This window comes from Allopontixanthobacter confluentis, from assembly GCF_009827615.1.
Classification (GTDB): Bacteria; Pseudomonadota; Alphaproteobacteria; order Sphingomonadales; family Sphingomonadaceae; genus Allopontixanthobacter; species Allopontixanthobacter confluentis.
The window spans coordinates 694,733-720,276 of sequence record NZ_WTYU01000002.1 but is presented as its reverse complement, the minus strand read 5'-3'; the positions used below and the strand labels follow the sequence as shown (position 1 = coordinate 720,276).

The 25,544-nt window shown below is 60.3% G+C and carries 25 protein-coding genes; 9 read left to right on the top strand and 16 right to left on the bottom strand.

Annotation, left to right across the window (positions count from 1 at the left end; genetic code table 11):
• Window positions 1-5 precede the first annotated feature (5 nt).
• The 3 genes from GRI44_RS11750 to recQ are packed head-to-tail and all read right to left on the bottom strand — an operon-like array spanning window position 6 to window position 2,986.
• Entirely contained in the window at window positions 6-206 is a 201-nt protein-coding gene (locus GRI44_RS11750) for a toxin-antitoxin system HicB family antitoxin (protein WP_160601951.1), read from the bottom strand.
• Window positions 207-224: 18 nt separating this feature from the next.
• A complete protein-coding gene (locus GRI44_RS11745; protein ID WP_160601950.1) occupies window positions 225-1,139 on the bottom strand; it encodes an SPFH domain-containing protein in 915 nt (304 codons plus the stop codon).
• A 56-nt stretch (window positions 1,140-1,195) separates the two neighbouring features.
• Window positions 1,196-2,986, bottom strand: coding sequence for a DNA helicase RecQ (recQ, locus tag GRI44_RS11740; protein ID WP_408609206.1), 1,791 nt, complete (start codon window positions 2,984-2,986; stop codon window positions 1,196-1,198).
• 186 nt (window positions 2,987-3,172) lie between these two features.
• On the opposite strand from recQ, the gene GRI44_RS11735 reads away from it, so the two are divergent.
• The 5 genes from GRI44_RS11735 (at window position 3,173) to GRI44_RS11715 (ending at window position 7,568) form a co-directional block, all read left to right on the top strand.
• Window positions 3,173-3,487 carry a hypothetical protein gene (locus GRI44_RS11735; protein WP_160601949.1) on the top strand — a complete coding sequence of 105 codons (315 nt, stop codon included), beginning with the start codon at window positions 3,173-3,175 and terminating at the stop codon, window positions 3,485-3,487.
• 132 nt (window positions 3,488-3,619) lie between these two features.
• The gene (locus tag GRI44_RS11730; RefSeq protein ID WP_160601948.1) at window positions 3,620-3,847 is read left to right on the top strand and encodes a hypothetical protein; all 228 of its coding nucleotides are present in this window, start codon (window positions 3,620-3,622) and stop codon (window positions 3,845-3,847) included.
• A gap of 52 nt (window positions 3,848-3,899) precedes the next feature.
• A complete protein-coding gene (locus GRI44_RS11725) occupies window positions 3,900-5,072 on the top strand; it encodes an acyl-CoA dehydrogenase family protein (protein WP_160601947.1) in 1,173 nt (390 codons plus the stop codon).
• On the top strand, window positions 5,072-6,301 hold the full coding sequence (locus GRI44_RS11720; protein WP_160601946.1) for a CoA transferase: 1,230 nt from the start codon (window positions 5,072-5,074) through the stop codon (window positions 6,299-6,301). The genes GRI44_RS11725 and GRI44_RS11720 overlap by 1 nt, the downstream gene beginning before the upstream one ends.
• Window positions 6,302-6,338: 37 nt before the next feature.
• Complete coding sequence (locus GRI44_RS11715) at window positions 6,339-7,568, top strand: acetyl-CoA C-acetyltransferase (RefSeq protein WP_160601945.1); 1,230 nt, start codon at window positions 6,339-6,341, stop codon at window positions 7,566-7,568.
• 22 nt (window positions 7,569-7,590) lie between these two features.
• On the opposite strand, the gene ppk2 is transcribed toward GRI44_RS11715, so the two are convergent.
• The gene (gene ppk2 / locus GRI44_RS11710) at window positions 7,591-8,367 is read right to left on the bottom strand and encodes a polyphosphate kinase 2 (RefSeq protein ID WP_160601944.1); all 777 of its coding nucleotides are present in this window, start codon (window positions 8,365-8,367) and stop codon (window positions 7,591-7,593) included.
• Between the two features lie 68 nt (window positions 8,368-8,435).
• On the opposite strand from ppk2, the gene phhA reads away from it, so the two are divergent.
• A complete protein-coding gene (phhA, locus tag GRI44_RS11705; RefSeq protein ID WP_232843124.1) occupies window positions 8,436-9,374 on the top strand; it encodes a phenylalanine 4-monooxygenase in 939 nt (312 codons plus the stop codon).
• 141 nt (window positions 9,375-9,515) lie between these two features.
• Here phhA and GRI44_RS11700 read toward each other — a convergent pair whose 3' ends face one another.
• From GRI44_RS11700 to GRI44_RS11680, 5 genes are all read right to left on the bottom strand, one after another.
• Complete coding sequence (locus tag GRI44_RS11700; protein WP_160601943.1) at window positions 9,516-9,773, bottom strand: hypothetical protein; 258 nt, start codon at window positions 9,771-9,773, stop codon at window positions 9,516-9,518.
• An 86-nt stretch (window positions 9,774-9,859) separates the two neighbouring features.
• Complete coding sequence (locus tag GRI44_RS11695) at window positions 9,860-10,114, bottom strand: GlsB/YeaQ/YmgE family stress response membrane protein (RefSeq protein WP_160601942.1); 255 nt, start codon at window positions 10,112-10,114, stop codon at window positions 9,860-9,862.
• Window positions 10,115-10,297: 183 nt separating this feature from the next.
• On the bottom strand, window positions 10,298-11,110 hold the full coding sequence (locus GRI44_RS11690; RefSeq protein WP_160601941.1) for an undecaprenyl-diphosphate phosphatase: 813 nt from the start codon (window positions 11,108-11,110) through the stop codon (window positions 10,298-10,300).
• Window positions 11,111-11,239: 129 nt separating this feature from the next.
• Window positions 11,240-13,366 (bottom strand): M13 family metallopeptidase, encoded by a 2,127-nt coding sequence (locus GRI44_RS11685; protein WP_160601940.1) that lies wholly within the window; start codon window positions 13,364-13,366, stop codon window positions 11,240-11,242.
• A gap of 251 nt (window positions 13,367-13,617) precedes the next feature.
• Entirely contained in the window at window positions 13,618-15,543 is a 1,926-nt protein-coding gene (locus GRI44_RS11680) for an ABC transporter transmembrane domain-containing protein (RefSeq protein WP_160601939.1), read from the bottom strand.
• Between the two features lie 166 nt (window positions 15,544-15,709).
• Here GRI44_RS11680 and GRI44_RS11675 point away from each other — a divergent pair, with 166 nt between their 5' ends.
• A complete protein-coding gene (locus tag GRI44_RS11675; RefSeq protein ID WP_160602376.1) occupies window positions 15,710-16,963 on the top strand; it encodes a polyhydroxyalkanoate depolymerase in 1,254 nt (417 codons plus the stop codon).
• 30 nt (window positions 16,964-16,993) lie between these two features.
• Here the strand turns inward: GRI44_RS11675 and GRI44_RS11670 are convergent, their stop codons facing one another.
• The 7 genes from GRI44_RS11670 to GRI44_RS11640 form a co-directional block, all read right to left on the bottom strand.
• Window positions 16,994-17,614, bottom strand: a complete 621-nt coding sequence (locus tag GRI44_RS11670; RefSeq protein ID WP_160601938.1) for a DUF4126 domain-containing protein — start codon at window positions 17,612-17,614, stop codon at window positions 16,994-16,996.
• A 61-nt stretch (window positions 17,615-17,675) separates the two neighbouring features.
• The gene (locus GRI44_RS11665) at window positions 17,676-18,332 is read right to left on the bottom strand and encodes a hypothetical protein (RefSeq protein ID WP_160601937.1); all 657 of its coding nucleotides are present in this window, start codon (window positions 18,330-18,332) and stop codon (window positions 17,676-17,678) included.
• 37 nt (window positions 18,333-18,369) lie between these two features.
• Window positions 18,370-19,548 (bottom strand): acetyl-CoA C-acyltransferase, encoded by a 1,179-nt coding sequence (locus GRI44_RS11660; protein WP_160601936.1) that lies wholly within the window; start codon window positions 19,546-19,548, stop codon window positions 18,370-18,372.
• Window positions 19,549-19,595: 47 nt separating this feature from the next.
• A complete protein-coding gene (locus tag GRI44_RS11655; RefSeq protein WP_160601935.1) occupies window positions 19,596-20,045 on the bottom strand; it encodes a MaoC family dehydratase in 450 nt (149 codons plus the stop codon).
• A 134-nt stretch (window positions 20,046-20,179) separates the two neighbouring features.
• A complete protein-coding gene (locus GRI44_RS11650; protein WP_232843123.1) occupies window positions 20,180-21,325 on the bottom strand; it encodes an acyltransferase family protein in 1,146 nt (381 codons plus the stop codon).
• Window positions 21,322-22,755, bottom strand: a complete 1,434-nt coding sequence (locus GRI44_RS11645) for a DUF5935 domain-containing protein (protein WP_160601934.1) — start codon at window positions 22,753-22,755, stop codon at window positions 21,322-21,324. Before GRI44_RS11645 ends, GRI44_RS11650 begins: the two co-directional genes overlap by 4 nt.
• 5 nt (window positions 22,756-22,760) lie before the next feature.
• Window positions 22,761-22,946: a hypothetical protein gene (locus GRI44_RS11640; protein WP_160601933.1), complete on the bottom strand. Its 186-nt coding sequence runs from the start codon at window positions 22,944-22,946 to the stop codon at window positions 22,761-22,763.
• A gap of 90 nt (window positions 22,947-23,036) precedes the next feature.
• Between GRI44_RS11640 and GRI44_RS11635 the strand changes: the two genes are divergently transcribed.
• The gene (locus GRI44_RS11635; RefSeq protein WP_160601932.1) at window positions 23,037-24,311 is read left to right on the top strand and encodes a TIGR04063 family PEP-CTERM/XrtA system glycosyltransferase; all 1,275 of its coding nucleotides are present in this window, start codon (window positions 23,037-23,039) and stop codon (window positions 24,309-24,311) included.
• 76 nt (window positions 24,312-24,387) lie between these two features.
• Complete coding sequence (locus GRI44_RS11630) at window positions 24,388-25,377, top strand: hypothetical protein (RefSeq protein WP_160601931.1); 990 nt, start codon at window positions 24,388-24,390, stop codon at window positions 25,375-25,377.
• Window positions 25,378-25,544: the final 167 nt, after the last annotated feature.

Below are 25,544 nucleotides of genomic sequence, written 5' to 3'. Positions count from 1 at the left end.
GCCTTTCAATCGCCCTGCGCTGGCCTGCCCCGGCGCGGCTTTTCCGATGTGCCTACCTTCAGCCCCCGCTTTTGCAGCGCCTCGCGCAGAAGGATTTCGATCTGCGCATTGGCAGATCGCAATTCTGCCCCCGCCAGCCGTTCGACCGCGGCATGGACTGCCGGGTCGAGACGGAGCGCAAAGGCTTTTCTGGCAGAAGTGGGCATCAGGTCTAACCCTTCGCGTTACTGGTAAAGCGTCCCTGCATTGACAACTGGCTGCACATCGCGTTCCCCGCACAGGACCACCATCAGGTTTGAAACCATGGTTGCCCGCCGGTCACCGTCCAGTTCCACAATGCCGTCCTGGCTCAGTTTCGCCAGCGCATCTTCCACCATGCCCACTGCCCCCATGACCAACTTGGCACGGGCGGCAATCACCGCATCTGCCTGCTGGCGGCGCAGCATGGCGCCGGCAATTTCGGGTGCATAGGCAAGATGGGTCAGCCCCGCTTCGTCCACCACGATTCCGGCAACCTCAAGCCGTTCGTTCAATTCGGCCTGCAATTCCGGATTGATGATGTCCGCCCCGCCGCGAAGCGTGGTTTCGTCATGTTCGATATCATCATAGGGGTAACGCGAGCCGATGGTCCGCAGACCTGCCTCGATCTGGATGTTCACGAATTCGCGGAAATCATCGACGTCGAAACTGGCCTGCGCCGTATCCCGCACGCGCCACACGACGTTGCAGGCGATTTCGATGGGGTTGCCGCGCAGATCGTTCACTTTCACCCGTTCGGAATGGATGTTGTTGGCGCGGGCAGACAGTTTCTTGCGCATCATCCACGGCCATACCCAGCGCAGCCCCTCTGTCCGTTCGGAACCGCGATATTCCCCAAACAGCGTGATTACCGCAGCCTGGTTGGGCTGGAGCATGAAGAAGCCCGATGCCACCAGTATCACCACCAGCAGGCTGCCAATGGCGGTGCCGACAAAGGCGAGTTTTTCGTCCCTGGCGGCGCCTTGCGGCGGGAAACCGCTGCTGAGGGTCCACGCGCATAATGCCAGCAGCGCGAGGATGACCAACAGCATGATATAGCCATTGTAACTTTTTGCGCCGCTTTCGCGGCTGATGTTCATTCCCCCTGTGGAATGGGCCATGACGAATCTCCTTTGATATGACTATGATATCATATTTATATCAAAGTTGCGAATTGTCAATATTGCCGAATGACTGCCAGAAACGCATCGCCATAGGCGTCCAGCTTGCGCGCACCCACGCCGCTGACGCTTGCCATTTCCGCCCGGTCGGTTGGCCGCTTTGCGGCCAGTTCGCGCAAGGTTGCGTCATGAAAAATGACGTAGGGCGGCATTTGCGCTTCGGTGGCGATTTCGCGGCGCAAATCGCGCAGCGCCTCGAACAGGGGGTCGCCCACGGGGTTGGCGCCGCTGTCCCCGCGCTTGCGCCCGCCCTTTGCCGTGCTGCCGCGTGTGGGGGGCAGCACCATTTCAACCGATTGTTCGCCTTTTAAAATGGCCGGTGCATTGCCGCCCAGCGCCAGCCCGCCATGGTCAGTCGCCACCAGTGCGCCGCGGGCCTGCAATGCCCGGGATATGGGTTGCAGCAAGGCGGCTTCATCCGCGCCGACAATGCCGAACACGCTTAGCTGGTCATGCCCGCGCTGGCGCACGCGGTCATCCGCGCTGCCGGTCAGCACTTTCTGGATGTGGCCGAAACCGAAGCTCTGACCGGTGCGGTACACGGCAGACAGCAGCTTGCGCGCCACCTGCGTTATATCGGCCACTTTGGGCGGGTTGAGGCAATTGTCGCAATTGCCGCAATTTTCCGGCGGATTTTCGCCAAAATGCCGCAGCAGCAAGGCCCGGCGGCAGCCAGACGTTTCCACCAGCGCGGCCAGCGCATCCAGCCGTGTCCGCTCGCCAGTGCGCCGGTCTTCGGGCAATTCGCCCAGCCGCTGGCGGGCCTGCGCAAAATCGCCTGCGCCCCACAGCATCACCGCATTGGCCGGATCCCCGTCGCGCCCGGCACGGCCTGTTTCCTGATAATAGGCCTCGATTGATTTGGGGATGCCGGCGTGGGCCACGAACCGCACATCGGGTTTGTCGATCCCCATGCCAAAGGCGATGGTGGCGCAGATCACTATATCCTCGCTCGCCACGAATGCCGCCTGATTGGCCGCGCGTTCTTCTGCTGGCAGTCCGGCATGATAGGCCAGCACCTTTCGTCCGGTGCTGGCGGACAGCTGCTGGGCCAGGGCTTCTACCTTGCGGCGGGTGGGGGCATAGACAATTCCCGGCCCCGGATTTTCCGCCATCAATCCGATAATCTGCTTTGCCGCGCTGTCACGGTGGCGGATGGTGTAACGGATATTGGGCCGATCAAACCCGGCAATCACCATGCCCGATGCAGGAATGCCCAGCTGGGCCAGTATATCCGCGCGGGTGTGTTCATCAGCCGTGGCGGTCAGCGCCAGACGCGGAACATGGGCAAAAGCATCCATCAACGGGCGCAACTGCCGGTAATCCGGCCTAAAATCATGCCCCCATTCGGACACGCAATGCGCTTCGTCGATGGCAAACAGCGACAGCGGGGATGATGCCAGCAAATCGCGGAATTGCGGCTGGCTGGCCCGTTCCGGCGCGACATACAGCAGATCAAGCTGGCCCGCCCGGAATGCGTCCATCGTTTCACGCCAGTCAGCGTCGGCGCTGGTCAGCGTGGCGGCGCGGATGCCATTGGCCCGCGCCGAGCGCAGCTGATCATGCATCAGCGCAATCAGCGGCGATACCACAAGGCAGGTGCCATCCAGCACAGTGGCCGGAAGCTGATAGGTAAGCGATTTGCCCGCGCCGGTCGGCATGACGGCAAGTGTGGATTTGCCGCCCATCACCCGTTCCACCACTTCGGACTGGCGCCCGCGAAAATCGTCAAAGCCGAAAATACTGCGCAAATGCGCGCGCGCCTCATTCATGGCATCAGGGTTCATGGCGTCAGAGTTCATGGCGTCAAGTGGGGCATATTCATTCGGCAGATCATGCATGGCATGGCCCATGGCAGAACCATGGCCATGGGTGAATGGCCCATCCTGCGATACCGGTGGGCGAATTGCATTTGCCGATACATTTCCGCGCCGCTAGAACGCGCCAGCAACCCCATTCGGAGATTTTTCACGATGAACAAGTTTACCACTGCCGCTTTTGCCTCGCTTGCCGTTCTGGCGCTGTCTGCCTGTGGCAGTTCGGATGATGCGTCGGTCGAGGCAGAAGCCGACACGGTCGAAATGCCCGCCAATGACGCCATGGAAGCGGTTGTTGAAACACCTGTCGAAGACACGCAGGCCAATGCGGTTGATACTGCCCCTGCGCCTGCTGCGACTGACCCTGTTGCCAATGAAGCGGATGCCGCAGGCGAAGCTGCTGCTGCTGCTGCTGCCGATGTGGCGGCCGTGGCTGCCGGAACTGCCAGCACGACTGCTGAACAGGAATAAGCCGTAAACACTAACAGGCTGGGCCAGCAACGCGCCGTGTGATGCGGCAAGCGGGCTGCTTTTTTGAAGCGGGCGGATCGGATTGGCGATTCGCCCGCTTTTCCTTTGTGCCATTGGCGCTATGGTGGCGAAATGAAACGCACCACCACGCTGGCTTTCATCGCCCTTCCCCTGACAGCCGCCTGCCTGCTGGCCGGTTGCGGCGGCGCTTCATCTGATGACGCCCCCGGCAGCGCCAGTGCGAGCGAGGCGCAGGCGCTGGAAGAGGCCGCCGAAATGATCGAAGCGCAGCGTCTGCCGCCTGAAGCCATGAACCAGTCCCGCGACCCTGCACCCGGCAGGGAACAACCCGCACCGTAAATTCGCAACACCGTCCCGCCTGCACAGCAGGGGGACAGGAGAGGAAAGCATTATGTCCGCAACCGGCATGGACCCAGAGATTTTCGACCAGTTCATCGACCAGCTGAAACGTTATGTCCGCGAACGGCTGATCCCGGCAGAAGCCGATGTCATCGAAAATGACCGCATCCCCGAGGATCTGATCGACGAAATGCGCGAAATGGGCCTGTTTGGCCTCACCATGCCGGAAGAATATGGCGGTTCGGGCATGAATGTGCCGCAATATGTCGAGACGATCCGGGTGCTGAGCTATGCCCTGCCCGCCTATCGCTCGATCACCTCGATCAACCTTGGCATGGTATGTTCCGCGCTGAAAAATTCAGGCACCGAAGAACAGAAAGCGGAATGGTTGCCCCGCCTTGCGGCAGGTGAAATCGCCTGTTTCGGCCTGACCGAACCGGGTTCTGGTTCAGACAGCGCGGCCATGGCCACGACGGCGCGCAAGGATGGCAATGGCTACGTCCTCAATGGCTCCAAACGCTACATCACCAATGCGCCCCATGCCAAACTGGGCCTGATCATGGCCCGCACCAGTCAGGAAACGCTGGCCAAGAACGCCCATGTGTCCGCTTTCCTGGTGCCGATGGACAGCGCCGGCATTTCGGTGGGCAAGCCTGACCGCAAGATGGGCCAGTCCGGCAGCCATATTGCCGACATCTATCTGGATGAAGTAAAGCTGCCGGGCGATGCACTGCTGGGCGGCGAAGAAGGCAAGGGCTTTGCCACGGCCATGCAGAGCCTCGACAATGGCCGCCTGTCCGTGGCGGCTGCCAGTTGCGGCTATGCCCAGCGCATCCTCGATACGGCGCTGCGCTATGCCAGTGAACGCAAGGCCTTTGGCGAACCGATTGCCAATTTCCAGCTGATCCAGGCCATGCTGGCCGACAGCAGGGCGGAAATCTACGCTGCGGAATGTATGTTGCGCGATGCCAGCGCCAGGGCGAATGCGGGCAAGGCCATCATCGAATGTGCCAGCGCCAAGATGTTCGCTTCCGAAATGTGCAACCGCGTGGCTGACCGCTGCGTGCAGATCCACGGCGGCGCAGGCTATCTGGCCGAATATGAAGCAGAACGGTTCTACCGCGATAGCCGGATCTACACCATCTACGAAGGCACCACGCAAATCCTGCAACTGGTCATTGCCAAGAACATGCTGCGCGAATTTGCTGCCGGGGCTGCTGCCTGATGTATCAGATGCTGTCCGGCCTGTCGGTCATCGAAGTATCCAGCTTCGTCGCCTCGCCCACGGCAGGGCTGTATTGCGCGCAGATGGGCGCGGAAGTCATCCGGGTGGACCAGATTGGCGGCGGGCTGGATTATGACCGCTATCTGCTGACCGAGGAAGGCCGGTCGCTTTCGTGGGAAAACCTCAACCGCGCGAAGAAAAGCGTGGCGCTGAACCTGCGGTCTGGCGAAGGGCGCGAGCTGGTGGCGGAACTGGCGCGGCGGACCGGCCAGCTGATCACCAATGTGCCGGAACAAAGCTTCCTGGCCCATGCCCGGCTGGCCGAAGGCCGGGCGGACATGATAACCGTGCGCATCATGGGCTGGCACGATGGGCGTCAGGCGATGGATTTCACCGTCAATGCCGCCAGCGGATACCCCCTGATGACCGGTCCTGTGGACATGGGCGCCAGCCCCCCGCCAGTGAACCAGATGTTGCCCGCATGGGATTTCATCACCGGCGCCTATACCGCTTTTGCCCTGATGGCGGCCCTGCGCCACCGCGACATGACTGGCGAAGGCGGCGAAGTGCGTATTCCGCTGGGCGATGTGGCCATCGGCACCGTTGCCAACAGTGGTGCCATGGCAGAAATGCTCTATCGCGGCAGTGACCGTGAACGGCTGGGCAATGCCATCTGGGGCGCTTTCGGGCGGGATTTCCGCACGGCTGATGGCCAGCGCATGATGCTGGCGGCGCTGACCAACAAACAATGGCAGGCACTGGTTGATGCGCTGGATCTCAGTGCCGGAATTGCCGCGATCGAAACACGCCATGGGGTCAGTTTCGAAACCAGCGACCACAATCGCTTCACCCACCGCGCAGAATTGTTCGATCTGTTTCAGGATGCGATCGGCAAACTGGATTATGCGCCGCTGGCAGACCGGCTGACCAGCGCCGGGGCCACATTCGAACGATACCGGACCATGCACGAAGCCGCGAACGATCCGCAGCTGGTGGCGGAAAACCCGCTGTTTGGCCCGTCGCCCGGCAACCCGAGCGGGTTCGAATATCCTGCCGCCGGACCGTTTGCGAATATGCCCGCGCAGGAACGCGGCGCGCCCCGCCCCGCGCCCTATCTGGGCCAGCACAGCGAAGAAGTGCTGGTGGAAAAGCTGGGGCTGGGTTCCGGCGAAATCGCCAAACTGATCGATTCCGGCATCGTCGCCACCAGCGATGCCCAAACGCCCTGAAACTAACACGTCGACATAAACCTCGGGACAGAAATCCATGCAATTACGCCGCGCCGCCATCGTCAGCCCCCTGCGCACGCCCGTGGGCAAATTCCTGGGCGCGCTTGCCCCGCTGGAAGCAGGCGCGCTGGGTGCCATCATCCTGAAAGCACTGGTGGAACGCAGCGGCATTGATCCCGAGCGGGTCGATGATGTGATTTTCAGCCAGGGATATGGCAGCGCCGAAGCGCCAGCCATCGGCCATTGGAGCTGGCTGGCAGCGGGCCTGCCGCTGGAAGTGCCCGGCTATCAGGTGGACCGGCGGTGCGGTTCGGGCCTGCAATCGGTCGTCAATGCAGCAATGATGGTGCAGACCGGCGCGGCTGACGTGGTGGTGGCAGGCGGCGTGGAAAGCATGTCCAACGTCGAACATTACACCACCGATCTGCGTCAGGGTGTGCGCTTTGGCGACATGACCCTGCATGACCGGCTGACGCGCGGGCGGCTGATGTCGCAGCCGATCGAACGGTTCGGCGTGATCAGCGGCATGATCGAAACGGCGGAAAACCTGGCGAAGGATTATGGCATCAGCCGCGAAGCTTCGGATGCATATGCCGTGCGCAGCCACCAACGCGCTGCGGCGGCATGGGATGAAGGCAAGTTTGACGCGCAACTGGTGCCGGTGGAAATCCCCCAGCGCCGGGGCGATCCGGTGGTATTTGCCAAGGACGAAGGTTTCCGCGCCGATGCCAGCATGGAAAGCCTGGGCGCCCTTCGCGCCATCGAAGGCAAGACCAACCCTGACGCCGTGGTGACGGCAGGCAATGCCAGCCAGCAGAATGACGCGGCATCGGCCTGTCTGGTCGTGGCCGAAGACAAACTTGAAGAACTGGGGCTGGAACCGATGCTGTGGCTGCATGGCTGGGCCGCGGCAGGCTGCGACCCATCACGCATGGGCATTGGCCCTGTGCCAGCGGTTGACCGCCTGTTTACCCGCAGCGGCATGGGCTGGGACGATATCGGCATGGTGGAACTGAACGAGGCATTCGCCCCGCAGGTGCTGGCCGTGCTGAAAGGCTGGGGCTGGTCTGATGACGACAGCCGGCGCGATATGCTCAACGTCAATGGCTCCGGCATTTCGCTGGGCCACCCGATTGGCGCAACCGGAGGACGCATTCTGGCGGACATGGCGCATGAAATGCAGCGGCGCGAAGTGCGCTTCGGCCTTGAAACCATGTGCATCGGCGGCGGTCAGGGCATGGCAGCCATTTTTGAACGCGCCAGCTGAGTTCAGGCCCACCGGCGATGCGTCAGCCCTTGAATGGTTTGATCGGTTTCAGCACAGAATAGCTTTCTTGCCGCGGTGCATCCGCAAGCGGCGGAAAATCCAGCGCGGGCGGATCGAAATGCGTGTCGGGCAACCGCGCCAGAAGATCGCTTATCAGGGTCAGCCGCCCGCGTTTCTGATCGTTGAAATCCACCAGCGTCCACGGCGCATGGCGTGTGTGGGTGGCTTTCAGCATTGCTTCGCGCGCTTGTGTGTAATCATCATATTTCTCGCGCGCGGCAAGGTCGATTGGCGACAGTTTCCAGCGTTTCAGCGGGTCATCCAGCCGCTCCGCCAGTCGTTCTTCCTGCTTGTCCTGATCGGTGGTCAGCCAGTATTTGAACAATAGTATGCCGTCGTTCACCAGCATTTTTTCAAACTCGGGCGCCTGTTCGAGAAAAAGGGCAATCTGCGCGTCGTCGGCATAATTCATGACTTTTTCCACGCCCGCGCGGTTATACCAGCTGCGGTCAAACAGCACGATTTCCCCTGCCCCGGGCAGATGCGCGATATAGCGCTGGAAATACCATTGCGACTGTTCCCTCTCGCTGGGCTTCGCCAGCGCGGCGATGCGGCACTGGCGCGGATTCAATTGCTCCGAAACGGCCCGAATTGCCCCGCCCTTGCCCGCAGTGTCGCGCCCCTCGAACAGCACCACAATACGCGCGCCTGTCTGCTGCGCCCAGCGGGCCATTGCCACCAGCTCCACTTCCAGCGGCTCCAGCAGTTCTGCGTATTCCTTGCCCTTCAGCTTGCCCAAATACCGCTCCTGTCAATTTACTGTTATTTGTCAGTTAAGCCCAGCGATGCTATCGGCAAGACCATATTATGACCACGAACATCGAACCATCCCGCGATTTTATCAAACTGCCCGAAATGCCGGCAGATGTCTTCACAGCGCCGCTGAAAAAGCCCGCGCATCTGGGGGATGACTGGCTGGAGCCGGAACAGGCCCGATATGATGCCCAGGATGATCTGATCTGGAACGAATTGTTCGACCGGCAGATGAAAGTCCTGCCCGGCCGTGCCGCAACCGCGTTCATGAACGGGCTGGAGAAACTTGATCTTGGCAAAGGCGGCGTCCCTGAATTTGGCCGCTTGTCAGAAGAACTGGGCGCGCTGACGGGGTGGAGCGTGGTGCCCGTGCCTATGCTCATTCCCGACCATGTGTTTTTCTGGCATCTGGCGAACCGCCGTTTCCCCGCGGGCAATTTCATCCGCACGCGCGAGACCTTCGATTACATCCAGGAACCCGATGTATTCCACGATGTGTTCGGCCATGTGCCGATGCTGACCGATCCGGTCTATGCCGATTACATGCAGGAATATGGCCGCGCAGGCTGGAAAGCCATGCGGTACAACCGGCTGAAGGCGCTGGGCGCACTCTATTGGTATACGGTTGAATTTGGCCTGATGATGGAAGGCGCGGATGTGCGCGCCTATGGCGCGGGCATTCTCTCTGGCCCGACCGAAGTGGTCTATGCAGTGGAAGCGCAAAGCCCCAACCGGATCATGCTGAATGTCGACCGGGTAATGCGGACCGATTATGTCATCAGCGACTTGCAGCCGACATATTTCGTGATCGAAAGTTTTGAAGATCTCTATCGCCAGACGGTCGAGCGTGATTTTGACCGGCTCTATAAAAGCCTGCCGCCCGGCTTCACCTACGCCAATTCAGCAGTGATTGACGTGGATAATGTGATCAACCGCGGCACGCAGGAATATCTTCTGCGGGGCGGCAGAGGCAGCGGCGCAGCGCCGGTCTGATCCTGCTTTATCGCACCTATTGGCCTGATTTCGAGAGGTGAAGCCAGCCTCAGATCGAGTCAGCCTCAATCCAGTATTGCAGACAAAGAAAAACCGGCGCCGGGATGTCCCGACGCCGGATTTCTTAACCTGGCGAAACGCTTATTGTGGAGCGGCGTCCATGTTGTCAGCCTGCTCTTCCATGGCGTCCTTGGTTTCTTCGCCCTGCTCTTCAACTGCTTCAACAGCAGCTTCAGAAGCGCCAGCGGCTTCCATGTTGTCAGCCTGAGCTTCAGCAGCTTCGTCGATTGCTGTCGCTTCGTCTTCCATCTGGTTTTCAGCTGCGCTGTCGCATGCTGCAAGGCCGAGGCTCATTGCTGCGACCGAAGAAACCATAGCTGCTTTAAAAATGCTTTTCATAATCTCATTCCCCTTGGTAGAATTGGGAGGTCTGCATACAATGCTAAACCCCTGCTGGTAAGTGCTAAATTTTCCTAATACCCGCCTTAGCGCACCATTTTCCGGCGGTAGAGGCCGAAAAGTGACAAAAGCACTGTCGAGCCTGCAAAAGAAGCAAACAATCCAATAGGGCTGACGGCACCCAGAAACGCGCTGCCGTCAACCATTATGGCCGAAAGAATCGCTGAAACCATGCCCACGGCAATGTTTGAAACAATTCCCTGGCGGTCATCTGTGCGGGTGAGAATCGAAGCGAGCCACCCGATGATGCCTCCCACCACGATCAAAACTGTCAGACCCATTACTCAAATCTCGTTTATCAAATCAATCCTGCCCGATCAGCAAATCCGGCTTGTGTTAACCGAAACAAACCAGCCGGAGCGTTTTGGTTCCGATTTTGCGACGAACCGAGGGTAGTTTGTGGACGCCTGTCTGATTGTGTGGGAAAAAATTTCCGCGCCCCTGAGCAGGCCCCAGGCTCATTGTCAGCGCAGCATCAGCCAGATGACCGCAGCGCTGCCAATCACGATCCGATACCATGCAAAGGGCGCAAAGCCGTGGCGGCTGACATAGGCCACAAACAGCCGAATTACGCCCAGCGCCACGATGAAGCTGACGATGAAGCCAACCGCAATTTCCCACCAGCCGACCGTGCTGGTGCCGGCCATCAGCTGATCACCCTTGGTGGCGATTTCGAGCGTGGACGCGCCAATCATGGTGGGCACCGCGAGGAAGAAGGAAAATTCAGCCGCCGTCTTGCGGTTAATTCCCATGGCCAGCGCGCCCATGATGGTTGCGCCAGAGCGGCTGACACCGGGGATCATGGCCACACATTGGGCCAGCCCCACGCCCAGCGCCTGTTTGACAGGCATGTCTGCCACGCCGCCGTCTTCGCCGGGCTTGGCAACTTTTTCGATTGCCAGAATGGCGATGCCGCCCACAATCAGCGCCCATGCCACGACCGACGGGCTGCCCAGCATGATGTCGATATAATCTTTTAGCGCCAGCCCCAGCACCGCAGAAGGCAGGAACGCCAGCAGGATATTGCGCGCGAATCGCAGGCCTTCTGCTTCCAGTTTCAGCACGCCCATGCCGGCCTTCCAGAAGGTGCGCCAATATTGGACCACCACGGCCAGAATCGCACCCAGCTGGATGACCACGTTGAACATCGCCCATTGCGATGCATCATAGCCGAACAGTTCGGATGCCAGAATAAGATGGCCTGTCGAGGAAACCGGAACGAATTCGGTCAGCCCCTCGACAATGCCGAGCAGAATTGCAGTAAGTGTCAGGTCCATGGCTCGCGCTCATGAAGGAGGCGCGGCGCGATTCAAAACCAAAAATGACGCCGCCCATGAAAAAGCGCCCCTCCTGCACCGGATTACCGGGCAGAAGGGGCGCTTATTTTCAAACTAAAGCACCGCGCCTTACCAGATGGACAGGCGCTTTTCAGGGGCCAGATACAGTGCATCGTCAGGAGTGACGTTGAACGCCTTGTACCAGGCATCCATGTTGCGCACGATGCCGTTAACGCGGAATTCTTCCGGGCTGTGCGGGTCGGTGCGCAGACGCTGGCGGGCATTGTCTTCACGCTGCGAGGAACGCCATACCTGCGCCCATGCCAGGAAGAAGCGCTGGTCGCCGGTCAGCCCGTCAATCACCTTGTCTTCCTTGCCATCGAGCGACAGCTTGTAAGCGCGGTAGGCAAGGCTGAGGCCGCCCAGATCGCCAATATTCTCGCCCAGGGTCAGGCGGCCATTGACGCAGGTTTTGCCATCATCCAGCGGGCAGAACGCGTCATACTGCGTCACCAGCGCATCAGTCAGCTTGGTGAAATTCGCCAGATCATCAGGCTGCCACCAGTTGCGCAGCAGGCCCGTGCCATCACTTTTGGAACCCTGATCGTCAAAGCCGTGGCCCATTTCGTGGCCAATCACGCCGCCAATGCCGCCATAATTGACCGCCGCATCGGCAGTGATGCCGAAGAAGGGCTGCTGCAAAATGGCAGCAGGGAACACGATTTCGTTCTTGGTCGGGTTGTAATAGGCATTCACCGTCTGCGGCAGCATGCCCCATTCCGTGCGGTCAATCGGCCCGCCCAGCTGGGCGATGTTATATTCCCAGCCCCATTTGGCAGCGGCCATGCGGTTGGCAATCGGATTGCCGGCCACAATTGCCAGACCATCATAGGTTTCCAGATTGTCGCGGTAGCCGATCTTGGGATCGAATGCCGCCAGCTTGGCCATGGCTTCAACCTTGGTTTCAGCGCCCATCCAGTTCAGTTCATCAATGCTTTGCGCCATGGCGATACGCAGGTTTTCGACCAGATCCACCATTGCGGCCTTGTTTTCGGCCGGGAAGTTACGCTCGACATAGCTTTTGCCGAGAACTTCACCCAGGTGGCTTTCCACTTCGCTGATCGCCCGCTTCCAGCGCGGACGCTGTTCTGGCTGGCCGCGCAGGGTCTTGCCGAAGAAATCGAAATTCGCCTCGTCAAAACGTGTCGGCATGGCGGATGAATTGCCAGTCAGGAACCGGGCAACCGTCCATGCCTGCAATGTTGCAACAGGGGTGCTGGAAATCAGATCGAACATGCCGGGCGTGCCCTTGCCAATCATGGCGACATATTCCGGTGTCAGGCCCAGCGCGGCAATTTCTTCTGCGGTCGGCTGGATTTGCGGCACCACGAATTTGGGCGCGTTGCCCAGCCCTGCTGTGTCGAGCATGGTCTGCAGCGGGAAAGTGCCCGCCATGGTCTTGAGTTCAGCCGGGGTCACGGCATTGTAGGACAGATCGCGGTTGCGGCTGACGGTGCGGTCCCACGAAATTTCGCGGGCAATGGTGTCTTCAAAATCATAGACAACCTGCGCGGTCAGCGCGGCATCGCCAAACCCGGCTTCCTTGAACAGGAACGTCAGGTAATCGCGATATTTCTGCTGGATATCGCGGCCCTTTTCGCTCTCATCCAGGTAATACTGGCGGTCAGGCAGACCCAGCCCGCCACTGCCGACATAGGCGACATAGGTATCAGGCTGCTTCTGGTCCACGGTGACAAATGCGCCAACCGGGGCTGCGAAGCCGGGCTTGCCCCACAGGTCAGCCAGCTTGCCAAGCGTGTTCGCGCCATAGATTTCATACAGATAGGGGTTAACAGGTGCGAGGCCAGCAGCATCAATCGCATCTGTATCGAGGAATGTCTGATAGGCATCCACGATACGGCGTTCAGAAGTGCCCGGCGCGGGGTTGGCGGCAATAAGATCGTCAACCACGGCCTTTACATCGACAGTGGATTTTTCGCCGAGCAGGTTGAACGCGCCGAAGCGTGAATATTCAGCCGGCAGCGGATTTTCATCCAGCCATTTGCCATTTACATATTTGAAGAAATCGTCACCGGGATCAACGGCTTTATCCAGCGCGTCGGGATCAACGCCCCATTTGCCGAAGCTCATGGTGGGGGTGGCCTGCGTTTCGCTGGCGGTATCCTGTGCGAGTGCGGGTGTGGCCAGCGCCAGCGCAAGCGCGCTGCCCCCGGCGGCGAGGATCGTCTTGATCATATGGTGCGACTCCAGTCAGTTGATGGCCTGCTGCGGGCCAGAAGATTAAGTGGGTTGGGCCAAGTGGGTTGGGCCCAGTGCATCGGGCATAGTCGAAAGGACGCCTTCGGCCATTGCCGCTCGTCGACCAGACATAGACCTTTGTCGAAAAACACAGGCTGAACGTAATTTTACTGCGCGCAGGCACGCTCTGGCTTTTTGATTCAAGCCCGCGCATTGCCGGACCGGTGTGTTAAAGGGCCGGCGTGTTGTTAGCCTGGCTCGTGATTGGCAAATTGCAGCGACGCCAGCCGCGCGTAAAGCCCGCCAGCATCGGACAATTGGGCATGCGTGCCCTGTTCCACAATCTGGCCGCCTTCCAGCACCACGATCCGGTCTGCCTTGCGGACGGTGGCCAGCCGGTGCGCGATAACCAGTGTCGTGCGGTTTTCCATCAACCGGTCGAGCGCCTGCTGGACCAATTGTTCGCTCTGCGCATCCAGTGCGCTGGTGGCTTCATCCAGCAGCAATATGGGGGCATCGCGCAGCAGCGCGCGGGCAATGGCGATGCGCTGCTGCTGCCCGCCGGAAAGGCGCGCCCCGCCTTCGCCCAGATAGGTATCCAGCCCGTCGGGCAGATCGCGCAGGAAGGTTTCCGCATTGGCAGCGCGGGCCGCTTCCCAGATATCTTCGTCAGTGGCGTCCCATTCGCCGTAGCGCAGATTATCCCGCGCATTGGCGGAAAACAGGATGCCGTCCTGCGGCACCAAAGCCATGCGGCGGCGGATTTCGGCGGGGTCGGCGCTGGTCAGCGGCACCCCGTCGATGCGGATGGAGCCTGCCTGCGGATCATAAAACCGTTCTGCCAGCTGGAAAATGGTGGACTTGCCTGCGCCTGACGGGCCGACGATGGCCACGGTTTCGCCCGGTTCCACCTCAAGGCTGAAATCCTTCAGCGCCGCAACTTCGAGCCGGGTCGGATAACGGAACGTGACATTGCGGAACGACAGGCTGCCGCGTGGCGGCTGCGGCAACAGTTCGGGCCGTGCAGGCGGCGCAATGGCAGGTTTTTCATTGAGCAGTTCATTCAGCCTGCTGGCTGCGCCTGCGCCGCGCAGCAAATCGCCATATACTTCGGTCAGCGCGCCAAATGCACCCGCCACCAGCGCGGCCGTAAAGACAAAGGCTGCAATCGTGCCGCCGCTGATTTCGCCCGTGGAAACGCCCAATGCACCGCGCCACAGGATAAGCGTGATAGAGCCGAAAATGAACATGATGATGATCGAAGTCATCGCCGCACGCAACATGATGCGCCGCTTGGCCGTATCGAAAATGGCTTCGACGGCACTTGAAAAGCGCGTGTTTTCGCGGGCTTCCTGGTTGAACGCCTGAACGATCTTCATCGCGCCCAGCGTTTCTGTGACCATGGCACCCACATCGGCAACGCGGTCCTGGCTGGTGCGCGAAATGTTCCGCACCCGCCTGCCGAAATAGGCAATCGGCAGGATGATGAGCGGAATAGCCACCACCAGCCAGATGGTCAGTTGCGGGGCCAGCCAGAACAGATAGGCAGTGCCGCCCAGGCCCATCAGCACATTACGCAGGGCGACAGACACAGTGGTGCCGACCACCTGTTCGATAAGCGCGGTATCCGCCGTCATCCTGCTGGAAATTTCCTTGGGGCTGTTTTCCTCGTAGAAAGACGGCGCCAGGCGAAGGAGATTATCCTGCACTTTCAGCCGGATATCCGCAACCACCCGTTCCCCCAGCCAGCTGACGAAATAGAACCGCAGCGCGGTGCCAATTGCCAGCACCACCACGATCAATAGCAGATAGCGGAACCAGCGGCCAATATCGGATGGATCGCCGCCTGCGCTGAAACCATTGTCGATGATCAGCTTGAACCCGGCAGGGATCGCCAGTGTCGCGCTGGCCGTAACCAGAAGGGCCAGCAGCGCCATCGCAGTATGGCCGGGATATTTATACATTTCCGCCCAGATCATCTTCAGCGGGCCAAGCGTGCGTGCAGGTCTGGCTTCATCCGGCTGAACACCGCCCGAATGCGCTTCCCCGCCAGAATGTCCTTCCCCGCCAGAATATGCGCCAGCGGCAGAAGGCGTTTCAAATTCGGGGCCGGACAGTCCGCCGGGCGGAAGCTGTGTTGCGGCGCGTTCGGCGGGCGAGATCGGCTGGTCCATCGCGGGCTGACTAGACCTGTGCCACAGCAAAATCCACTCCCTGCTGACCGGATTGCGGCACCAATGGCAAAATGATGCGTTGCACAATGGAATGAATATGGTCACCATGCCCATGGAACTGACCGTCGCAACATCAATAAACATACCGGGCCGCAGGGAACAGATTTTGCTCTATCACGCACATGAATTACAGCGCGCATGGCTGAGCAGCGCCAGCGCCATGGCCTCCATTGGCGCAGAAATGCTGGGCAACCCCCTGTTGCCAATGGGTTATATGGGCCTTGGCCCCGCAGCCGCCTCTGCACTTGAAGTTTTCGCCCATGCAGCAGCGCCGCGCGGCAAGCCTGAATTCGGCATCGAAAGCGTTGCCATCAGCGGTAAGTCGCATGGCGTGACCGAATCCATCGTGCTGACCAAGCCGTTCGGCGATCTGCTCAGATTTACCCGCGAAGGCTTGCCGAAAAACGCGCCGAAACTGCTGATTGTGGCCCCGATGAGCGGCCATTACGCCACGCTTTTGCGCGGCACTGTCGAACGGATGATCGAAAGCTGCGAGGTTTATATCACCGACTGGGCGGATGCCCGCACCGTGCCGACCAGCGAAGGCAGCTTCGATCTCGATGATTACATCGATTATCTGATCGAATTCCTCGAATTCATTGGCCCGGGCGCGCATATGATGGCGGTGTGCCAGCCATCTGTTCCGGCGCTGGCAGCAACGGCGCTGATGAATGCGGACAAAAATCCTGCCGCCCCTGTCACCCTGACCATGATGGGCGGCCCGATTGATACGCGCAAATCTCCGACCACGGTGAATGATCTGGCGATGGAACGCCCGATTGCATGGTTCCGCCAGACCGTGATTGCCACGGTCCCGATGAGCTACCGCGGTGCAGGCAGGCGCGTTTATCCCGGCTTCCTGCAACTGGCGAGTTTCATGAGCATGAACTTGGGCGCGCATATGCAGAGCCATTATGAAATGTTCAAACATATCAACGCCGGCAATGATGCCAGCGCCGATGCGACCAAGGATTTCTACGAAGAATACCGGTCTGTCTGCGACATGACGGCAGAATTCTATCTGCAGACGGTGGAAGAAGTGTTCCAGAAACATTCCATCCCCAACGGCAGCTTCGAACATCGCGGCAAGGTGGTGGATCTGGGCAGGATTACCCAAACCGCCATTTTGGCTGTCGAAGGCGAGCGGGACGATATTTCCGGCATCGGCCAAACCAAGGCCGCGCTTGATCTGGCCACCGGCCTGAAAGCGGGCCAGAAGCAGTATTATCTGGCCGAAGGCGCGGGACATTACGGCATATTCAACGGCAGCCGCTGGCGCGACAAGGTCGCGCCGGTTGCAGAAGCCTTCTTCGCCAAACATGGCGCATCCGGCAAAGCAAACCTCAAGGCAGTTTCCTGACGGGTGCTGAAAAGTGCGCCGCCTGCCGGTTTACACCGCAGGCGGGGCTTTTTTTCCGGCATTGAATTTCCCGGCGTTGAAAATGCGCCGTATTACGCGCCGAGCCAGCATCAGCAGCCAGATTGACAGGCCCAGCAATGCCAGCGCAATCGCGCCTGCGGCATAGGGATATTCGTAAGCGGCATAGAGCAGACCGGCGGTGGCCACATCTTCTGCTGCCGACATTGCCACATTGGTAACAGGTTCCGGGCTGGTGTTGATAACCGCCCGCGCACCCGCCTTGCCGCCATGCGCCAACAGCGCGCCGCCGCCGCCCAGAATAAAGGCGATAACCTGCGTGGCCGGGTCCGACGGATCGACGATGGCCAGCGCCAGCAAGGCGCCGCCCACAGGCCGGATCAGCGTATGCACGGTGTCCCAGATACTATCGAGCCATGCCACCTTGTCTGCGAAGAATTCGGTTATGGCTGCAACGCCGGCAATGCCGATCACCCATGGGCTGGCCAGAACCTGCAGACTGGCAAGATGGTCAGGCAGCGGAATGGCGCCCCATTGCATGGCGAGGCCCGTGGCCACGATGCTGAGATACAGCCGCCAGCCGGACAGCAGGCTGACACTGCCTGCGATACCCAGAATTTCCACGATGCCCATCTGGCCAATTCCTTTACATCATTCGCAAAAATGCGGCGTAAACGGGATAAAGGCAAGCGCCTTAACGGGCATCGCCGATGAAACTGATCTTGCCTGAAGTGCAGTCGAAACTGGCGGCTGCAGTATCGGCGACGGCGCGTGCGCGCTGATTGGCCTGCGGTGTGTCACCGGCAATCTGCGCCACGCGGCATCCCGGAGAATTTGCGGCGCCGATTTTCTCGACCGCCAGAACCGAACGCCCGCGATCTTCACGTGTCGCGTCATACAGGCGGAAAATCACCGCAAAGGCAGTTTCATTATCCAGCCGCCATTCCAGCGTATCGCCAATCGAATTGAACGCGCCGATGCTCTGGAACTGGTCGTTGGGAACGCCCGCATCCAGATCGTAGCGGCCATCGCCGTCATGCAGGAAAATGGCGATGCCCTCTCGGCCCGGGCAGCGCCGGTCAACAAAGTAACCCTCGGTAGCTTCTCGAGTCACCGTGCAATCATCGAATTGCAGCTTGCCATATGCAGAACTGAACCGTTCTGGCGCGGCGACCGTGCTCGCTTGCGCGTCATCGGACACGGGCGCTGGTTGATTGGTGCTGGTGGAAGCTTCGCCCTCTTGTTGCTGGCCCTGTCCGGAAGGCCCGCAGCCAGCCAGCAGCAGCGCGGCAAGGACCGGAGCCAGTGTGGCGGCAAAAGAAAAGCGGCGCTTCGGGGGCAAGAAAACCATGCCCCGAAACGCCGCAATTCAGCGAAATGTTCCGCTCTCAGAAGATTTCGAACAGGCCCGCTGCGCCCATGCCGCCGCCGACACACATGGTGACGACTGCGTATTTGGCACCGCGGCGCTTGCCTTCGATCAGCGCGTGGCCGGTGCAGCGTGCGCCGGTCATGCCATAGGGATGGCCGATGGAGATGGAGCCGCCATTGACGTTGAGCAGATCGTTATCGATGCCCAGCTTGTCACGGCAATAGATCACCTGCACGGCGAATGCTTCATTCAGTTCCCACAGGCCGATATCGCTGACCTTGAGGTCGAACCGTTCGAGCAGCTTGGGGATGGCATAAATGGGGCCGATGCCCATTTCATCAGGCTCCGTGCCGGCCACAGCCATGCCGACATAGCGGCCCAGCGGGGTCAGCCCGCGCTTTTCAGCGGCCTTGGCTTCCATCACCACGCAAGCGCTGGAACCATCGGACAGCTGCGACGCATTACCGGCCGTGATCGTCATGTCAGGGCCCATCACCGGCTTCAGGCTGGACAGCCCTTCCAGCGTGGTTTCGGGACGGTTGCCTTCATCCTTGGCAATGGTGATTTCAACATCGCTGATTTCGCCGCTTTCCTTGTCCTTCACCTTGTGGGTGGTGGTGACGGGCACGATTTCATCATCGAATTTGCCCGCCTGCTGGGCAGCGGCAGTGCGCATTTGCGACTGCAGGGCATATTCATCCATCGCTTCGCGGGTGATGCCATAGCGTGATGCCACCGTTTCGGCGGTTTGCAGCATGGGCATGTAGATGGACTGGTGCATCGCCATCAGTTCGCGGTCAGGCGCGACGCGCATTTCCGGCGTCTGCACGAGGCTGATTGATTCCTGCCCGCCAGCAGCAACGATATCCATACGGTCGACAATCACCTGCTTGGCGGCAGTGGCAATGGACATCAGGCCCGAAGAACACTGGCGGTCCATGGTCATGCCCGAAACGGAAATGGGCAGACCCGCGCGCAGCGCCACCTGGCGGCCCAGATTGCCTGCCTGTGTGCCCTGCTGCAATGCGGAGCCCCACAGCACATCGTCGACTTCCGCGCCGTCGATGCCAGCGCGTTCCAGCGCCGGTTTCAGGGAATAGGCACCAAGCGTGGCGCCCGATGTGGAATTGAAAGCGCCCTTATAGGCCCGGCCAATGGCCGTGCGGGCGGTGGAGACGATGACTGCGTCACGCATAGGTATTTCCTTGAATTAAACTTTGATGGTCGATCCCGGGGAGGGGTTCAGACAAAATACTGGGTCATCCATTCACAGATCAGGGCAGGTTTTTCCTCGCCTTCGATCTCGATGGTGATTTCGCACGATTGCTGCCACTGGCCGGGGCGCTTTTCCGTCATTTCGGTCAGCTTCCAATGGCCGCGAATGCGCTTGCCCGATCGCACTGGCGAGATGAAACGGGTTTTGTTGCCGCCATAATTCACGGCCATCTTGATGCCATCCACACGCGGCACATCGGAATTGGCCGTGAGATAGGGGATCATCGACAAGGTCAGAAAGCCGTGGGCGATGGTGCCGCCAAACGGCGTCATCTTGGCTTTTTCTTCGTCGAGATGGATGAACTGGTGATCACCTGTCGCATCAGCGAATTTGTTGATCCGGTCCTGGCTCATTTCGACCCATTCGCTGGTGCCGATGTTTTCGCCAATTTTTGCTGCAATATCCTGTGGGCTCATATGCCTCTCCTCTAACCGCTGTTACGATGGGAATGGCCGCTACATGGCACCTTGGAAGGCTTTGCGCAACGCGCCCGAGCCTGCCGTTACGGCAATCAAGACTTGCCGCAACCGTTGGCACCGGCAAACCGGCTTCAGCGGGCCGCCGCGCCTGACTGCCGCTGCGCGAATCGCGGCGAATGCGTATTCAGCCAGCGCTGGGCAGGCTTTTCAAACCAGCGGAAAACCGCGTCGGATGCAGCCAGCAACAGGGCCCCAAATGCCAGCAATTGCCACCAGCCCATTTGCAGGCTGGCATCCACAAACATCAGTTTGAACAGCACAAAGCCGAAGAAATGCAGCAGATAGGTGGCATAGCTTATGTCACCCAGCCAGCGCAGCGGGCGTGCCGCAAACAGCCGCCCGGCCGCGCCCCGGTCGCTCGCCAATGCCAGCAGGCCCGCTGCAAACAGGGCCGGGACAAAGGCTGTTTCTGGCAGATCTGCCAGCAAAGCGATTGCCAAGATGGCAGCGCAGGCCCCCCATGCCGCCAAAGCCATGGTTTGCCCGCCATGGCGCTGCCACACAAGCGCCAGCACCGCGCCCATCGAAAATTGCGCCAGACAGCGCCACAAGCCCAGATGCGTGATATCCGCCCCCAAGGTGGCGTGGCCCTGCAGTGCAAAAATCAGGTAAAGACCCATTGCCAGCCCCGCTGCAACGCCCGCCAGCACCCATGTCCCGATGCGCGGCCATGGCACTGCTGTCACCAGCAGCGGAAACAGCAGATAGGCGGCAAATTCCGCACTGATCGACCATGCCGGGTGGTTCCATGCCAGTTGCCCGGTCATGCCCCAGTTCTGCATCAGCAGAATATGCAGCGGCAATTCCCCGACCGGATAGGCCGAAGCATCGCGTCCGGTCAGCAGCACGGCGAGGGCAAAAACCACCATTGCCGACAGAACCAGTGCATGAAGCGGCCAGATCCGGGCAAAACGCTTCCACCAGAAACGCGGCGCGGCGCGCAATCCGCCGCTGGTAAAGACTGCCCCGTAATTGAGCCACATGACAAAGCCCGACAGCAGAAAGAACAGATCAACCGCGAGATAGCCCTTGGCCATAAATTCGATTGCAGACGCAGGCAGGATCGCTGTCAGGCTGTATCGGATGTGATAGAAAACCACGCACCACGCAGCCACGCCGCGCAGGCCGGTCAGCGCGTGGATCGGGCGCTGGCCAGAAGCTGGGCTGGAAGCAGAGGCAGGTAACGTCGCTGGGCCAATGGCAGGCGGCATGGTCATGTTGGCCCGCCCGTCTGCCGGGCAGGTGCCGCTTGCCCGGCATGCAGCGCTGCATGGCGCGCGCCTGCGGTCTGTTTTCCCGCCGCAGGGTGCCGCCCCCCTGCATTGCCAGATGCCAGGAGGTGTGGCTGCGCCTTGCCCAGCAAGGTGGCGAGGGCAATTTGCAGGCCCACAATCATCAGCATCAGCGGTTGATAGGCAATGCCGGTAAACAGGGCGCCGACCAGATAGATGATCTGCGCATATTGCAGGGCGCTGGCCAGCGGGGCCTGCCACATCTCGCCCGGCGCGGTTCGGTTACGCCAGCGGCGGCGGATACGCTCCATCTGCCACAGGCCGGTAAACTGCAGCATCAGCCAGATGGCAAGGCCGATCCAGCCCTGTTCGCCCAGCACTTCGAAATAGGCAGAATGATAGGCGCGGCCTTCGTCAGTCACGCGGTTGTAACGGTAGGCCTGCGTATTTCCGCTGCCCTTGACCACGGGCAGTTCATAGGTGAACTTGTTCCCGCGAAATGCGTCAAAACCGCCGCCAAACGGGTTATCCCGCGCATAATCCAGCGTCCATTTCCACACCGCCACGCGGGTCGATGCCGATTCGTCACGGCTGGGCGCTGTCAGGGTGGACATGCGATCGTAAAAACTGGTCGGCAGGAATGGCAGCGATACAGTGGCCACCAGCGCTGCGGCGCCAATAAAGGCCAGCCGCCTGCGCGAATCGCGCAGCAGCAACACCGCCAGCACGCCAATGCACACCAGGCCCGTGCGCGCTTCTGTGCCCACTGGCACCAGCAGGCAGGCAAAGATGAGCGCATAGCCGAATAGTTTGACTCGCCAGTCCGGCGCAAACACCGTGCCATGCCGGGTAAACCACAGGATCAGCGGGATAATCGCAATGCCCATGCAGGCCAGCACGGAACTTTCATAAAGGCCGCTATTGTCGTTCACAAACAGGCTGAGCGACCCATAACCGCCGCCCGACAGCACAGTCTTGATCCCGGCAGTGATATAGATGGCGGACGCGCTCAACAGCATGATCAGCGCAGCACCTTCGATGCGCAGGCGCGTGGTCAGAGCCAGCGGGAAGAATATCGCAAACACCATCGCTTTCCAGACCCACGCCCATTTATTGGCCGCATCAACCGGAAAATCCGCGTTGGCAGTGGTGATGGCGCAATAGGCCAGCAGCGCCAGCAGCAGAAACTGGCGGAATGTAAAGCGGCTGCCGCGCTTGGGATCGGTCAGCAACCAGCCACCAAATGCCGCGCAGAATGCGATCAGCGACACCGGCAGCGCCTGCGTCAGCGACCAGCCGATTTTCTGCGGCGAGAGAATGTCGATGTAAAGATAGGCCAGCACCCAGATAAAGGGCCGCCGGATGCCTGCTGCCAGAAATGCAGCAATACACAGAAAAAGCGCCAGATCCAGCATGGCGGCTAGCGCGAAGCCTCGCCGGTTGCGGTGTTTACGCCAGTGCTGACAGGGCTGACAGCGCTGCGAGCAGTGTCGTTGGTGCCCGAATCGGACAGATCGTCATCATCCAGCGCAGGATTGCCCGCCATCCGGTACACCGCAATCGCGATCAGAGCATGCGCAACAGCAAGGGCAAAATAATCGATCACGGGCAAGCGGGCCTTTCGGGCAACATCGGCAGCCTGCCTAGCAGCAGGCAGTTGACGGCACGTTAAGGGTGTTGTGGCAGACAGGCCTGCATGACCCGTGTGCTGCATATTCTCGACCATTCCCTGCCTCTGCAAAGCGGATATACCTTCCGCACGCGCGCCATTTTGAAAAGCCAGCAGGCAGCAGGCATGGATGTGCGCGGCATTACCGGCCTGCGTCACCATGCCGGTCCTGATAACCGGCATGGCGGGCCTGCGGCGGAGGAGATTGACGGGCTGACTTTCCATCGCACCACCGGCACATCTTCTGGCCCTGCGGGGATGCGCGAATGGCGTGAAATCACGCGGTTTGCCGAAGCGATCGACCGCGTTATCGACCAATGGCGGCCCGATGTGCTGCACGCCCATTCACCCGCATTATGCGGCCTCGCAGCCATGCGCGCCGCACGCAAACATACCATTCCACTGGTTTATGAAATCCGCGCTTTCTGGGAAGATGCGGCGGTCGGCAATCTGACCGGGCGCGAAGGATCGCTCAAATACCGGGCCACCCGCGCCCTGGAAAACCGCGTGGTGGCAGGGGCCGATGCCGTTTTCACCATTTGCCATGGCCTGCGTGACGATCTGGTCGGGCGGGGCTTTTCTGCCGGAAAAATCGGCATTTCGCCCAATGGCGTGGACATGGCCCTGTTTGGCGATCCCGGCCCGCGTGATGATGCGCTGGCACAAAGGCTGGGCATTGGCGCTCTTGCTGGCCCTGGCTCCACCGGCTTTGGCCCCGTCATCGGCTTCATCGGCAGCTTTTACGATTATGAAGGGCTGGATGATCTGATTGCCGCAATGCCGCGCCTGCGCACGCGCCAGCCCGGCGCGAAATTGCTGCTGGTGGGCGGCGGACCGATGGATGCAGCCTTGCGCCAGCAGGCCGCGGCCTCACCTGCGGCAGATGCCATCATTTTTACCGGCCGCGTTCCGCATGATGTGGTGGACAGCTATTATTCGCTGATCGACATCCTGGCCTATCCGCGCAAGCAGAGCCGCCTGACAGATCTGGTGACGCCGCTCAAGCCGTTGGAGGCGATGGCGCAGGGCCGGATTGTGGCGGCATCGGATGTGGGCGGCCACAAGGAACTGATAAGTGACGGCGTTACCGGCACGCTGTTTGTTGCCGATGACCCTGCGGCAATTGCCGATGCGCTGGCCGATCTGGCCGATAACAGGGCCGATTGGGACCAGATGCGCGCGCGGGCGCTGGCCCATGTGCAGACGCACCATGACTGGGCGCGCAATATTTGTCGTTATCAGTCCGTTTACCAACATTTGATAGACCGTGGGACTGACGGGATTCTGTCCAGAGCGGCCTGAATGGCACGCTGGCAAGTTTGGGGCACAGCCTTGCGCTTTGGGCCGGAAAACGTCGACGTAACAGGGGCAGTCCACAGTGACACATAATTCTATCGGCTTGGCCGAAACGGGCAATATTGACGCAAAAGCTGTGACAGGTGGTGGCAAGAGAAAGCCATCGGTGCGTTCGCATCGGGCTTTTCCCGCGATGGTTGCCGTGTGGTTCGCCGCCCTTTTGGGGATCGTCTGCTTCCTGCTGCCAGATGCACTTGTCGAAACCGCGGTAAGTGCGGCGCGCGTGGCAGATTATGTGCCCGCAGCCGCAGCGCCCCTAGGCCAGACGGCCCGCGTGGCCCTGTCCATTGTGACAGCCTGTGCCGGGGGGCTGATCGGCTTTGTTCTGGCGCGCATCATCGCGCAGCCCGCAGCCGGCCGCAGCGTGAATGCCAGGAAAGAAACCCAATATTTCATCTCCGCGCATGAGGAACTGGGCGAAGAAGGCTTCGACAGGCCGCTGGGCGCCTATCTGCCGGGCGGCGAGATGGCCGACCACGAGATGACCATCGACGAGATGGCCGACGCCGAAGAAGCTGACGGCACTGATGCATGTCCGCCAGCAGCGGTATTCGAGAGCGAGCCATCACCAGTGACTGCATGGGCGCCTGAACCGACCGATCACGAAGTCGCGCCCGCAGCGCAGAATGTCGAAACGCCGCGCCCGCCTTCTGCCGCCGATATTCTGCTGGCAAAACCGCTGCCGGAAATGGGCATGGTCGAACTGGTGGAACGCTTTGCCCTGTCCCTGCAACGCTATAACCCGCCGCAATCCTCGGATGCGGCAAGCAGGCAGCACCCCGCATCGGCGCAGGAAATTTTCCCGGCTGATTTCATGGCCGGCAATCCGCGCCGCCCCTTTGAACGGCCCCGAATTGTGGCCGATCATGGCGCTGCCACCGGCGACCAGACAGATTTTAGGGCCAATCCTGCTGAAACAGCCAATTCTGCTGAAACAGGCAACCCTGCCGAGACAGAACGCGCCTTGCGTGATGCGCTGGCTAAGCTGCAGCGGATGAGCGGAGCCGCCTGATACCCTCAGGATTATCTATCGCGGCCCGTAAGATTACTTCTTTCTTCGCAGTTGCAAAAACCACTTCCTGTCGTCATTAATAGGGCGAACGATATTTTTGCTGCGTCTGGCAGCCAAAAAAGTCGCATTTGATTGCCGAGAGGCGGCTTTGACAGCTGCTGGCCCGG

Bases quoted from the DNA above. Each gene is read 5' to 3' on its own strand.
- GRI44_RS11750 (WP_160601951.1), bottom strand. From the start codon at position 206: ATGCCCACTTCTGCCAGAAAAGCCTTTGCGCTCCGTCTCGACCCGGCA.
- GRI44_RS11745 (WP_160601950.1), bottom strand. From the start codon at position 1,139: ATGGCCCATTCCACAGGGGGAATGAACATCAGCCGCGAAAGCGGCGCA.
- recQ (WP_408609206.1), bottom strand. From the start codon at position 2,986: ATGAACCCTGATGCCATGAATGAGGCGCGCGCGCATTTGCGCAGTATT.
- GRI44_RS11735 (WP_160601949.1), top strand. From the start codon at position 3,173: ATGAACAAGTTTACCACTGCCGCTTTTGCCTCGCTTGCCGTTCTGGCG.
- GRI44_RS11730 (WP_160601948.1), top strand. From the start codon at position 3,620: ATGAAACGCACCACCACGCTGGCTTTCATCGCCCTTCCCCTGACAGCC.
- GRI44_RS11725 (WP_160601947.1), top strand. From the start codon at position 3,900: ATGTCCGCAACCGGCATGGACCCAGAGATTTTCGACCAGTTCATCGAC.
- GRI44_RS11720 (WP_160601946.1), top strand. From the start codon at position 5,072: ATGTATCAGATGCTGTCCGGCCTGTCGGTCATCGAAGTATCCAGCTTC.
- GRI44_RS11715 (WP_160601945.1), top strand. From the start codon at position 6,339: ATGCAATTACGCCGCGCCGCCATCGTCAGCCCCCTGCGCACGCCCGTG.
- phhA (WP_232843124.1), top strand. From the start codon at position 8,436: ATGACCACGAACATCGAACCATCCCGCGATTTTATCAAACTGCCCGAA.
- GRI44_RS11700 (WP_160601943.1), bottom strand. From the start codon at position 9,773: ATGAAAAGCATTTTTAAAGCAGCTATGGTTTCTTCGGTCGCAGCAATG.
- GRI44_RS11695 (WP_160601942.1), bottom strand. From the start codon at position 10,114: ATGGGTCTGACAGTTTTGATCGTGGTGGGAGGCATCATCGGGTGGCTC.
- GRI44_RS11690 (WP_160601941.1), bottom strand. From the start codon at position 11,110: ATGGACCTGACACTTACTGCAATTCTGCTCGGCATTGTCGAGGGGCTG.
- GRI44_RS11685 (WP_160601940.1), bottom strand. From the start codon at position 13,366: ATGATCAAGACGATCCTCGCCGCCGGGGGCAGCGCGCTTGCGCTGGCG.
- GRI44_RS11680 (WP_160601939.1), bottom strand. From the start codon at position 15,543: ATGGACCAGCCGATCTCGCCCGCCGAACGCGCCGCAACACAGCTTCCG.
- GRI44_RS11670 (WP_160601938.1), bottom strand. From the start codon at position 17,614: ATGGGCATCGTGGAAATTCTGGGTATCGCAGGCAGTGTCAGCCTGCTG.
- GRI44_RS11665 (WP_160601937.1), bottom strand. From the start codon at position 18,332: ATGGTTTTCTTGCCCCCGAAGCGCCGCTTTTCTTTTGCCGCCACACTG.
- GRI44_RS11660 (WP_160601936.1), bottom strand. From the start codon at position 19,548: ATGCGTGACGCAGTCATCGTCTCCACCGCCCGCACGGCCATTGGCCGG.
- GRI44_RS11655 (WP_160601935.1), bottom strand. From the start codon at position 20,045: ATGAGCCCACAGGATATTGCAGCAAAAATTGGCGAAAACATCGGCACC.
- GRI44_RS11650 (WP_232843123.1), bottom strand. From the start codon at position 21,325: ATGACCATGCCGCCTGCCATTGGCCCAGCGACGTTACCTGCCTCTGCT.
- GRI44_RS11645 (WP_160601934.1), bottom strand. From the start codon at position 22,755: ATGCTGGATCTGGCGCTTTTTCTGTGTATTGCTGCATTTCTGGCAGCA.
- GRI44_RS11635 (WP_160601932.1), top strand. From the start codon at position 23,037: ATGACCCGTGTGCTGCATATTCTCGACCATTCCCTGCCTCTGCAAAGC.